This window comes from Protofrankia sp. Cj3 (assembly GCF_917627355.1).
Lineage (GTDB): Bacteria > Actinomycetota > Actinomycetes > Frankiales > Frankiaceae > Protofrankia.
This window is the reverse complement of the sequence record NZ_CAKJTR010000073.1, coordinates 12,687-23,693: the sequence shown is the minus strand read 5'-3', so window position 1 is coordinate 23,693 and position 11,007 is coordinate 12,687. Positions and strand designations below refer to the sequence as shown.

The following is an 11,007-nucleotide window of genomic DNA, read 5'->3' as shown; positions in this document are numbered from 1 at the left end:
ATGGCATCAGGCCACAGTTACAGTGTGATTTTCGTCAAGATCGTGCAAAAATTGAGCTCTGTCCACATCTGGCAACGAAGTGGGGCAGGCGATGCTGATTCGGTTCGAGGCAGCGAACTTCCGTTCGATCGTGGAACCCGCCGAGCTGTCGATGGTTGCGGTCGACGAGGAGGAAGTTCAATACCGCCCTACCAGCAATAGATTCGGCAACCAGCCCAGCTTCGGACCGGATACAGAGCCCCGGCGCTCGCGTCCTCGGGTCCGTCTCATGCACCGGCTGCCGGCCGCAGTCACCCGCTGGATTTCACCGCCGAGTCGGAAGGCACCCGGGTATGGTACCGGCTTGTCGGTCCTGTCCTTCAAACGTTGCGAAGTGGCTCCCTCCTGCTGTTCGACGAACTCGACTCCAGCCTGCATCCGACGCTGACCGCCGAGCTGATCAGACTTTTTCACGATCCGGCAACGAACCCGCGCGGAGCTCAGCTCGTCTTCACATCGCATGACACAACCCTACTTAACCATCTCAATCGGGATGAGGTCTGGTTCACCGAGAAATCCGCGAGCGGTGCGACAAGGCTCGGCGCACTGGCAGAGTTCGCGGGAGAGCGCGTGCGGAAATCACATAACATCGAAGACGGTTACCTGCAAGGCCGCTTCGGTGCGCTGCCTGACACGGACCGCACCGAGCTTCTCCGTAGTCTCGGCCTGATCGGCTAACGATCAATGGCGATCAGGAGGGGTCAGCAGAAGCCACTCAGGCGGCGAGCCGGGACACGGCCGGAGCTTCGCACCTTGCTGGTCTTCTGCGAGGGGGACAAGACCGAGCCGGACTATCTGAACGGCTTGAGAAGACTTCCCGAAGTCAGGCGCAATGCGGCCGTCAAAATCGAGATCGACACCGATCACGGGGTCCCGCTGACACTTGTCAAATTAGCGGCCGAGCGCAAGAAGCGAAACGATCAAGTTGGGTCGGGCGCCGTGGACGAATACTGGTGTGTCTTCGATGTCGAGTGGCCGAGGAACCATCCGGACCTCGACCAGGCTGTAAGACTTGCACGCCAAAATGATATCAAACTGGCGATCTCGAACCCGTGTTTTGAGATCTGGCTGCTGCTTCATTTCAAGGACCACACCAGGTGGACTGATACGGCTACAGCGGAATCTGAAAGCAAGAAGCACGACGGCCGCACGGGCAAGCGGATCGACGCCAGCGGCTACCTGCCGAAGAGGGCTGCCGCCGCGCGTCGCACCGCCGCGCTCGCCACAATGCACGAGAAGAACAATAAGCGCACCCCACATGATAATCCGTCATCCACGATGTTTGCGTTGCTCAACGCTCTCGGACAGGAAGCGCGCGGAGACGAACGGGACTAACAGAACCTCGCGCCCGCCTATCCAGACTTGGCTACTGCCTTCATGCGGACCTTGTCCCGACTCTGCTGGTCGACGATATCGGCCACCGGCAGGTAACTTTCGGCCCCATCGAAGGGAGCTGTCGCCTCCCGTCAGCCCGGGGCCTTGACACCGAGCTGCTTGCCCAGCGGCACCACGAAGATCTTGGCCTTCTGGGTGCCAAAGCCAGGCAATGTGGACGCCCGCCTGAGCAGTTCCCGACGGTCCGCGGCGGTTGTCCACAGCTGGCCGGTGTCGCCGTCGTAGGTGTCGATGATGATTCGGCACAGTGCCTGCACCCGCTCCGCCATCGACTCCGGAAACCGGTACGGCGCCTGCGGCGCGAGGTCGGCCGGGCCGTGGCCAGGGCGCGCCTCCAAGCCGGCCCTGGTGCTGGCAACGATGGGCGTTGCGCTGGGCGGTCCAGCGAACGGTCTTCCACCGCTGATCTGGGCTGAGTCGCCGCGTGGCACCGACACCGGTGGGCGCCACGGAGCCGAATTCGGCATTCAGCCCGGTCCGTGCTGGTCGGGAAGGCCAGCGGCGACCAGATCCGTATGGATGAAGTCGTCGCCCTTGAACAACAGCGGTTTCCGTCGTTCAGCCGCAAGCGCATAGGCGAAACAGTCACCGAAGTTCAATCGGGCGGGACTCCCGCTCCCCTTGCCGAAGTCTCGGTAGGCCTGCCGGGCGAGCGTCGCGTGCTCGGCCGTCACCGCCACCACCTCGATGTCCGCCACTCTTACCAGTTCGTCGAACCGGCGGCTCGCGACAGGGTCACGAGCCGAGTCGACGACGACCGCCGCCTCCACGTAGTTCACGGCGGACATGGCGGTGTCCGCCGAGACAAGAGCCGCCGCGTAAGCAGCCGCGTCAGGCTCGGCTCGGATGATAGCCACGAGGGCGGACGAGTCCACGATCATGCCGGTAGTCCGCGATCATCGTAGAGGTCGTCGATGCCGAACCCGCTCCCAACGACCGCATCCGCTATCTGGCGGCCAAGAGCGACGATTCGCTCAACTCGCTGCTCGCCCGCTTCTCGGTCGGCCCGCATACGGTCGAGACGTTCGCGAATCGCCGTGGTCACCGCCGTCGTGATGCTCTCTCCGGTCAGGTCAGACAGCTCACGGCCAAGCCGCTGTGCCTCGTCGTTTTTGATGTTCAGCGCCACCGCAACCACTTCCACCTTGGAGGCAAGATTTTCCTCCAAGGTACCATGGGGGCGTGGCGAGACGAGCCGGCTCGGCCCGTGCGCGCAGGCCAGCGATGGCATCGAAATGTTTGCCGCCGCGCACGGATCCGGCGGTCCCTGCGCCAGCTTTCTTCCGACCGGCGGAAGTTCTGGGTCTCTTTGAACGCCCCAGCGGGCGGCGAGTGCTTCTTCGAAGTCCTCGCGGGCACGGTCAGGACTTCACTCTCTCAGCCTGGCAGGTTGGCCAGGTCGAAGACGCGCAAGGCGGCGTCTGTCGCGGCGTCCACGTCGCGACGCTCGAAAGCGTCACGCAACGCCACGGTGTCCGTTTCGCTGATCGTGTCAGGATGAGGTACTCGGATCCGACGTAGATACTGGGCCTGGAACCGCAGGGTTCCGCCACGCATCTTGACCGCGTACGCCACGATGAACGCTTCGGCCACCCGCGAGAGCAGGAGCCCGCCGAGGACTTGCAGATCCCAGGTGTCCGAGACTATGTAGTAGAGGTTGTGGTGTGGGTAGCATCCGCCGGGATCGAGAACCGGGTGCATGTTGGCTTTCATGTCCGGGAAGAGGAGTTTCGGTCTTTTGATAAGCCGGTGGTCGACCTTGTCGATCGTCTTGTACCAGCGGGCCGGCTGTTTCCTGGCGATATGACGCGCACGCAGCTGGCCGCTGTGCCGGCGAAAATACCGGCCGAGGCGAGGATAGCAGGCAAGATCAACAAGCTGGCCGTCGGAGCCCCAGGGGTTGATGAGATGCGTTCCCGTCCACGAGAACGAGCCACCGGCGGTGTCACGGACCATCGCCAGCGGAAGGAGACGGTCGTCCTCGACGTCCACACGTTCTGGCTCGGCTGTGATGAACACACTGTCCGCACCCGTGGCGACCCCGATACCTACCCGGGTCCCGGTCGAGCCGTCCTCAAGGCAGGGAAACCGATCGCCGAGGTCCTCCAGTATCGCAAGCCGCGCGGGTGAGGCAGCCGGCCAGGAATCCGTCCCGGCGAACCAGCGCGGAAGACGCGCGGCATGAAACGTCGGCGCGCGGATCGAGGTTCCCTCGCTCCCTGCCCAGTTCCGTAGCAACGCGGCCTCGTCGGCGCCGAAAGACGACGTCGTGTCGGCAACAACAGATGTTCCCTGCTGCGCACTTTGGATGATCGTGATGGCGGGATAGGCGGAGACCTGCTCAACGAACGCGTCCACATTGTGCACGGTGAGGACGACTTCAACGTTGCAGGAACGGCTCACCAGCTCGCGCAGCCGGCTGCCGTACTGGTTGCGCATCCAGCGGTCCGCGCAGATGAAACCGAGCCTCCCGCCGGGCCGCAGAATCCTCAGGCCGACTTCGTAGAAACCGACGTAGACATCCGCCCGCCCACCCATGGTGGGGCACGACGACCGGTAGGCTTTCATCCGAGCTTCGGGGACGTCTTCAAGGCGGATGTACGGCGGGTTTCCCACCACGAAGTCGGCGCCTCCGTACTCACGCTGGAGAAGAAAATCCCCTTGCCGGATCCACTTTCCGGCGAGTTTCCCGGCGCCTGGCATGTCCCAGCCGTTTTCGGTCATGAGCCGGATGGCGAGATCCCGGCTCGATCGCACGTTGCGGTCGAGGAGATCGAAGGAGTACACAGCGTCGGCGGCGTCGAGTGGCGAGCGGCCGTGGAGCTGGCATGAGGCGATCAGACGTTCAACTATCGGCCCGATAAAAGCCCCCGCGCCGCACGCGGGCTCCACGATCACGGCGCTGGTCAGATCCTTGTCGGGCGTGTAGCCAACCCAGTCCAGGATCAGTTCGACGATCCAACGTCGGGTGAACACCTCTCCATGATCGATCGCTGGCTGTGGCGATTCGGTCCGGGACAGAGAGCCGAGCTCGTCGAAGAGACCTTGGCTGACCACGGGTCGACGATAGCTTCGGGTAGGAGCTACTCGACGCAACAGGGACGACATGCCACGTTGCGGATCGTATCGTCAGTCATTGGTGACACGGTGCGTAAACGCCACGAGGGATGATCGTCGCTTTGCTCCGCCGGGCCTGGCTCCGGCAAGGTGGCGATGGCGGGCCAGCGATCCCGCTGGCGAGCATCGCGATAGCATCACCGGGTATGTCACCGGACGCGGATGACGCCGTGGTGCGCCAGGCCACGGAGAATGACGTTTCCGTGATCTTAAGCCTTGTCCGTGGGCTGGCTGAGTACGAGCGGGAGCCCGAAGCGGTCGTCGCGACCGAGACGGACCTGCGGACAGCGCTGTTCGGCCCGCGGCCAGCGGTGTTCTGCCACCTGGTCGAACGGGCTGAGACAGTGGTCGGCTTCGCCCTGTGGTTCCTGAACTTCTCGACCTGGACCGGTCGTCACGGTATTTATTTGGAAGATCTTTATGTTCTCCCGGAGCACCGCGGTCGAGGCTACGGGCGCGCGCTGATGAGCACGCTGGCCAGGCAGTGCGTGGCGCGCGGCTACGGCCGGTTCGAGTGGGCGGTGCTGGACTGGAATAATCCGGCGATTGGCTTTTATCGCGCAATCGGCGCGGTGGGCCTGGACGAGTGGACCACGCAGCGCCTGTCCGGTGAGGCGCTGACCGCCTTTGCCGAGAACCGCCACCTATTCCGCCGTGGACAGGATCAATAAGAGCGCCCCTGTGCCGGGTGCTCTTTATCTTTAGAGCGCGTTTGAGATCGTCATTCCGGCTCGCGGCGTCCGGTTCTGTCGCCGGCGAGCTCAGCTCATCCTGGCGCGATCTCGTTGGGCGGCGGTGCCGTTACGTTCAGAGGTATCCCGAAGTCCGAGTAGGTGACTGTCCGGGTGATCTCTGTGTGCGGGGCTGGGCTGTCGGACTCGGCGCCGGTGACGGTAATGCGGAGCTGGCGGATGAGTCCGTCCGCGTCGATCCAGGCCTCGGTCGGCTGGAGGGCGCTTCCGAGGATGCTCTTGTAGTACTCGACGGTGGCCGTGCTGATGTTCCCCCGTTGGGATGCTGTTTCCAGGTTCACGGACAGCTTGTAATGGGTCGTCTGGATACCGTCGATGGCTTCCTCACCCACGGTGGTCACCGGGGCCGACGCACCGCTCAGGAAGCCGAGCCGCAGCGCCGCGTCGTCGCCGACCCCGGGCTGTACGGCGCTGGCCGATGCGGTGCTGGAGGAAGCGGTAGCACCGCCGCCTGGGACGACACGGGTCCAGCGCGGCGAGCCTGGCGCGCCGCCAGCCGTGATGCCGCGTTGGTAGAAGTCGGGACCGACGATCCGTACCTCGCTGCGACCGCCGCCGTCGACGTTGCGCACGCTCTCGCTCGTGCTGTGGACGAAGTCAACCGTGCCGGTCCCTGTTGTGGAGATCGTTTGTTTGCGGCCGGAGACGGAAACGAGGGCCGCCGCATAGGTGAAGCGAATTCTTGCTGTCTTCCGCGCGATCGTCGTGTCGTAGGAGGACTCCAGCGGAGCCGGTACGCCACTGGTCCGTGTCGGGCTCGCTGCCTGAGTCGGACCGATCACGACTGGTGAGGGGGGTTTGGCGGGGTCGCTGGAACAGGCCGCCGCGCTCAGCAACAGGCTGGCCGCCAGCAGGAAGATGCTGCCGGCAGCCAGCTGAACATCGCGCACAGCGATCCGAGCCATTCGCGGTCTCCCCGATCGTGAGCGCTGGCCGCCGTTGTGGAGATCCCCGGGCCGCCGAGCGCGCGGAAAAATTACGATCGCGCGCTTTTCGATCACTAGTCACCAGTCATTAGAAGCGCCGGAAGATGAGTGCGCGCTTGACCTCCTGAATTGCCTTGGTCACCTGAATACCACGGGGGCAGGCGTTCGAACAGTTGAAGGTCGTGCGGCAGCGCCACACCCCTTCCCGCTCGTTGAGGATCTCCAGACGTTCGTCGGCGCCCGCGTCCCGGCTGTCGAAGATGAAGCGGTGCGCGGCCACCATCGCGGCCGGGCCGAAGTACTCCCCGTCATTCCAGAACACTGGGCACGAGGTCGTGCAGGCCGCGCACATGATGCACTTCGTGGTGTCGTCGAAGCGCTCCCGGTCCGCCGCGGACTGCAACCGCTCACGGGTCGGCTCATGGCCCTCGGCGATAAGGTACGGCTTGACCGCACGGAACGCGTCGAAGAACGGTTCCATGTCGACGATGAGGTCCTTCTCGACCGGAAGGCCCTTGATGGGTTCGATCGAGATCTCCGGACCGAGGTCCTTGACCAGCACCTTGCAGGCAAGCCGGTTCGAGCCGTTGATCCGCATGGCGTCCGAGCCGCACACACCGTGGGCACAGGAGCGCCGGAAGGACAGCGACCCGTCGAGATTCCACTTGACGTAGTGCAGGGCGTCCAGCAGCCGGTCGCTGGGATCGAAGGGGACGGTGTAGCTCTTCCACAGCGGCTTGGCGCTCACCTCCGGGTCGAAGCGCCGGATTTTCAGCGTGACGGTCCGTCCGGCCGTTGCGGTCGGACCCGAAGCGGCCGGTGCGGTGGTTGATAGATCGTCGGTGACAGTCACGCCGGACCTTTCTCACATCAGACCCACAGCGCGGGCCAGCACATCATAGGCCGCGCTCTGGGTGACCCGAACATCGAAACCTGGCCCCGGACCAATCTGAGAACGCCCGGCGTGGTCCACAGCCTCGAGTGAAACCGGATTGGGTTCCGTCAGTACTTGCGTTCCATCGGCTCGTAGCGGGTCATGGCGACAGGTTTGTAATCCAGCCGGATCTCCGCTTCGGGCGAGCCGGCGACGAGCGGCCCGGAGCGGTAGGCCATCGTGTGGCGCAGGAAGTTGACGTCGTCCCGGTTCGGATGGTCCTCCCGCGAGTGCCCGCCGCGGGATTCGTTGCGGGCGAGCGCGCTCACCACCAGGCACTCGGCAAGGTCGAGCAGGAAGCCCAGCTCAACCGCTTCCAACAGTTCGGTGTTGTAGCGCCGGCCCCGGTCGGTGACACCGACCTGCTGGTAGCGGGTTTTCAACCCGGCAATGTCGGTGATCGCCTGCTTGAGCGTCGTCTCGGTGCGGTACACCGACGCGTTGACGTCCATGGTCTCCTGCAGCTCGCGACGGATGGCCGCCGGGTTCTGGGTGCCCGCGCCGTCGCGGAGCCTGGTCAGGAGCCCTTCGACAAAGGCTGCCGGGTTCTCGGGCAACTCGGTGTGACGATGCGTCGCGATCGCGTGTTCGGCGGCGGCAATGCCCGCTCGGCGGCCGAAGACATTGATATCCAGCAGCGAGTTCGTTCCGAGCCGGTTCGCGCCGTGCACGGACACGCATGCGACCTCCCCGGCCGCATACAAGCCCTTGACGATGTCGGTGTTGTTCCGCAGAACCTCGGCGTCGATGTTCGTCGGGACGCCGCCCATGGCGTAGTGGGCGGTCGGCTGGATCGGGATCGGGTCGGTGTAAGGCTCGATGCCCAGGTAGGTGCGGGCAAACTCGGTGATGTCAGGGAGCTTGGCGTCGAGCTGCTCGGGCGGCAGGTGGGTCAGGTCGAGATAGACATGATCACCATTCGCGCCACAGCCACGGCCAGCGCGGATCTCGGTGTAGATGGCCCTGGCCACCATGTCCCGGGGGGCGAGGTCCTTGATGGTCGGCGCGTAACGCTCCATGAAGCGTTCGCCGTCCTTGTTGCGGAGGATACCGCCCTCGCCACGGGCACCCTCCGTGAGGAGGATGCCCATCTTCCAGATGCCAGTCGGGTGGAACTGGTAGAACTCCATGTCCTCCAGCGGCAGCCCGCGCCGGAAGATGATGCCCATCCCGTCGCCTGTCAACGTGTGCGCGTTCGAGGTGACCTTGAAAACCTTGCCGAACCCGCCGCTGGCGAACACCACCGACTTCGCCTGGAAGACATGCACCTCACCGGTGGCCAGCTCATAGGCGACGACCCCGGCCGTGACGCCTTCGGTGAGCAGCAGGTCCAGCACGTAGAATTCATTAAAGAATTCGATCTTGTGCTTGACGCACTGCTGGTAAAGCGTTTGCAAAATCATATGGCCGGTGCGGTCGGCCGCATAGCACGACCGCCGGACAGGCGCCTTGCCGTGGTCACGCGTGTGGCCACCGAAGCGCCGTTGGTCGATCCGGCCTTCCGGCGTGCGGTTGAACGGCAGGCCCATTTTCTCCAGGTCGAGGACCGCGTCGATGGCCTCCTTGCACATGATCTCGGCCGCGTCCTGGTCGACCAGGTAGTCGCCGCCCTTGATCGTGTCGAAGGTGTGCCACTCCCAGTTGTCCTCCTCGACGTTGGCCAGGGCCGCGCACATGCCGCCCTGAGCCGCGCCGGTGTGGGAGCGGGTGGGATACAGCTTGGTCAGCACGGCGGTGCGACAACGCTTGCCGGCTTCGAGTGCCGCGCGCATCCCCGCGCCGCCGGCACCCACGATGACCGTGTCGTACTTGTGAACCTGCACCGCTTGGACCTCCGCCTTCCCAGGCGCCATCAGGAGATGTTCGGGTCGAACGTGAAGATGACCAGCGATCCCAGCGTGATGACCAGGCCTGCCGACACATACAGCAGCATCTTCAGCCAGAACCGGGCCTGTGCTCGCTCGGCGTAGTCGTTGATCACTGTCCGTAGGCCATTGGTTCCGTGCAGTTCGGCGAGTACGAGCATGAGCAGATCCCAGGTCCGCCAGAACGGCGAGGCCCAACGGCCCGCGACGAAACCGAAGCCGATCCGTTGCACCCCGCCATCAAGGATGTTCATGATGAACAGGTGACCGAGCACGAGAAAGAGCAGCAGGACCCCGGAGATTCGCATGAACAGCCACGCGTACAGCTCGAAGTTCGTTCGCGCCTTCGGGCCGCCCGGCCGCCGCCGCGGGCTGCGCGGTGTCTCGATGGCCGGGGCGGCAGCGCCGTTGATTGTCGTCGCCATCAGGACGCGCTCCCGAACAGGGTCTCGAACATGTGCTTGAGCATGAAGAAAGCACCGGGGACGACGAGGACCAGCCACACCACGATCTCGGTGTAGAGCATCTGGCGCTGGAAACGGGGACCGGATTTCCAGAAGTCGATCAACGTGATCCGGATCCCGTTGAGTGCGTGGAAGACGACCGCGGCTACAAGCCCTACCTCCATCAGGTTCACGATCGGGTTCTTGTAGGTCGCGATCACACTGTCATAGGACGACGGTGACACCCGCACGAGCGCGGTGTCCAGGACGTGGGCGAACAGAAAGAAAAAGATCAGTACGCCGGTGATCCTGTGCGCAACCCAGGACCACATCCCTTCACGGCCGCGGTAGAGCGTTCCCGCTGGTGCCTTCGGCACTGAAAGCTCCTCCGGACCTGCCTGCCGACAGGCTGGTCCTGATGGTCCCGTCCGATGACTCTTGGTAACCTAGCTGGCCCGAAGGGCCCGCGCCGGCAGCTGGAGCGAAGCCGAGTGGTGGGTTCGGGGGGCACTAAGCACCTTGAGACATCATGCGGACGATGGTTTGTGTGGACCCGATGTTAGTGCTGAGCCCATGGAGGGGCATGCTAGCTTCGGTGACACTTAGGTGAAGTATGTCACAGAAAGTGATCGCTTTCATTATGTTTCGAGGCTGGCGGCCATCCGTTGTTGATCAGAGAGATCCCCGGCGGTCCCGTGGGCTTTGAGGCGTCACGAAGCCGGCTGCGCTGTCGCTGTCGGTGTCGATGTGCTGGGCGGGGACGACGCGGGCAGCGTCGAGGTGGGCGAGATGGCCGGCGCCGTGGGGCTCGCGGCGACGCTGGTCGGCGTCGGGCTGTGGGCCGCCGGGTCGGTCTCGATGGGCGTCGCCGCGGGTGGGGTGGTTGACGCGCTCGGTGATGCCCTGCGGCTGGCCGGAAGCCTGAACGAGGGGGCGAGGCCGGTCGGGAGCACCCGAGGATTGAGGTTGTTCTGCTCGTCCGCCGTGCTGGTCGCCGCGGGGATACCGTTCCCGCCGGGGTTCTGCGGCTGGGTGGTGTCGGACCCGGGGGTGAGGATCCCGCTGAGCGCTATTGCCGCCCCAGTCGCCACCGACGCGGCGGCCACCGCGATGATCACAGCCCGCCGGAGCGGCGGCTCACCGTCTCGGCCGGTGGCTGACGCCGGCCCATCACCGTGATGAGCAAAGCTGAAGGGTGTGCGGGCTGGGCCGATCGCGATGTCGCCGGAGACTGGTAGCAGACCGTCGTCTTGATCAGAATGTCTGCCGGTGCTGTATCCGGCGGAGCCGGGCGAGCGAGAGCCACCCCGATGAGCCGTCAGCGCGGTGGTGCCCGTGACCCCCGATGCCCCGGCCGCCGCGGGGTCCTTGCGCAGCCCCACCGCAAGCGCGGTCATGGGCTTCTCATACAGCGCGGAGCCGATCGAAACCTCGGCGATCTCGATTTCGTCGGCCATGGAGCCGACGGCTGTCAGCTCATCGCCCTCGCTGGCGGCAGCGGGCGCGCTGGCGGTGTTCCCGCTCGCCGTCGTCGCG

The 11,007-nt window shown here is 64.7% G+C and carries 13 protein-coding genes; 3 read left to right on the top strand and 10 right to left on the bottom strand.

Annotation, left to right across the window (positions count from 1 at the left end):
• Positions 1 to 201 precede the first annotated feature (201 nt).
• Positions 202 to 717: an ATP-binding protein gene (locus MJ783_RS12125; RefSeq protein WP_308194805.1), complete on the top strand. Its 516-nt coding sequence runs from the start codon at positions 202 to 204 to the stop codon at positions 715 to 717.
• A gap of 75 nt (positions 718 to 792) precedes the next feature.
• Complete coding sequence (locus MJ783_RS12120) at positions 793 to 1,374, top strand: RloB family protein (RefSeq protein ID WP_239310513.1); 582 nt, start codon at positions 793 to 795, stop codon at positions 1,372 to 1,374.
• 131 nt (positions 1,375 to 1,505) lie between these two features.
• On the opposite strand, the gene MJ783_RS12115 is transcribed toward MJ783_RS12120, so the two are convergent.
• The 4 genes from MJ783_RS12115 to MJ783_RS12100 form a co-directional block, all read right to left on the bottom strand.
• Entirely contained in the window at positions 1,506 to 1,772 is a 267-nt protein-coding gene (locus tag MJ783_RS12115) for a hypothetical protein (RefSeq protein ID WP_239310512.1), read from the bottom strand.
• Between the two features lie 129 nt (positions 1,773 to 1,901).
• Complete coding sequence (locus MJ783_RS12110) at positions 1,902 to 2,315, bottom strand: type II toxin-antitoxin system VapC family toxin (RefSeq protein ID WP_239310511.1); 414 nt, start codon at positions 2,313 to 2,315, stop codon at positions 1,902 to 1,904.
• Positions 2,312 to 2,665, bottom strand: coding sequence for a type II toxin-antitoxin system VapB family antitoxin (locus MJ783_RS12105; RefSeq protein WP_305039302.1), 354 nt, complete (start codon positions 2,663 to 2,665; stop codon positions 2,312 to 2,314). Before MJ783_RS12105 ends, MJ783_RS12110 begins: the two co-directional genes overlap by 4 nt.
• 146 nt (positions 2,666 to 2,811) lie before the next feature.
• A complete protein-coding gene (locus tag MJ783_RS12100; RefSeq protein WP_239310510.1) occupies positions 2,812 to 4,491 on the bottom strand; it encodes an Eco57I restriction-modification methylase domain-containing protein in 1,680 nt (559 codons plus the stop codon).
• A gap of 230 nt (positions 4,492 to 4,721) precedes the next feature.
• Between MJ783_RS12100 and MJ783_RS12095 the strand changes: the two genes are divergently transcribed.
• Positions 4,722 to 5,222 (top strand): GNAT family N-acetyltransferase, encoded by a 501-nt coding sequence (locus tag MJ783_RS12095; protein ID WP_305039913.1) that lies wholly within the window; start codon positions 4,722 to 4,724, stop codon positions 5,220 to 5,222.
• A 95-nt stretch (positions 5,223 to 5,317) separates the two neighbouring features.
• Here MJ783_RS12095 and MJ783_RS12090 read toward each other — a convergent pair whose 3' ends face one another.
• The 6 genes from MJ783_RS12090 to MJ783_RS12065 all read right to left on the bottom strand — a co-directional run.
• A complete protein-coding gene (locus tag MJ783_RS12090; protein ID WP_239310508.1) occupies positions 5,318 to 6,208 on the bottom strand; it encodes an LppX_LprAFG lipoprotein in 891 nt (296 codons plus the stop codon).
• Between the two features lie 109 nt (positions 6,209 to 6,317).
• Complete coding sequence (locus MJ783_RS12085; protein ID WP_239310507.1) at positions 6,318 to 7,082, bottom strand: succinate dehydrogenase iron-sulfur subunit; 765 nt, start codon at positions 7,080 to 7,082, stop codon at positions 6,318 to 6,320.
• A gap of 149 nt (positions 7,083 to 7,231) precedes the next feature.
• Complete coding sequence (gene sdhA, locus MJ783_RS12080) at positions 7,232 to 8,986, bottom strand: succinate dehydrogenase flavoprotein subunit (RefSeq protein ID WP_255724405.1); 1,755 nt, start codon at positions 8,984 to 8,986, stop codon at positions 7,232 to 7,234.
• Positions 8,987 to 9,015: 29 nt separating this feature from the next.
• Entirely contained in the window at positions 9,016 to 9,453 is a 438-nt protein-coding gene (locus tag MJ783_RS12075) for a succinate dehydrogenase hydrophobic membrane anchor subunit (protein ID WP_239310505.1), read from the bottom strand.
• Positions 9,453 to 9,803 (bottom strand): succinate dehydrogenase, cytochrome b556 subunit, encoded by a 351-nt coding sequence (gene sdhC, locus MJ783_RS12070; RefSeq protein WP_370651610.1) that lies wholly within the window; start codon positions 9,801 to 9,803, stop codon positions 9,453 to 9,455. Before sdhC ends, MJ783_RS12075 begins: the two co-directional genes overlap by 1 nt.
• A gap of 378 nt (positions 9,804 to 10,181) precedes the next feature.
• A partial coding sequence (locus MJ783_RS12065; protein WP_370651609.1) for a hypothetical protein occupies positions 10,182 to 11,007 on the bottom strand: 826 nt, incomplete at its 5' end.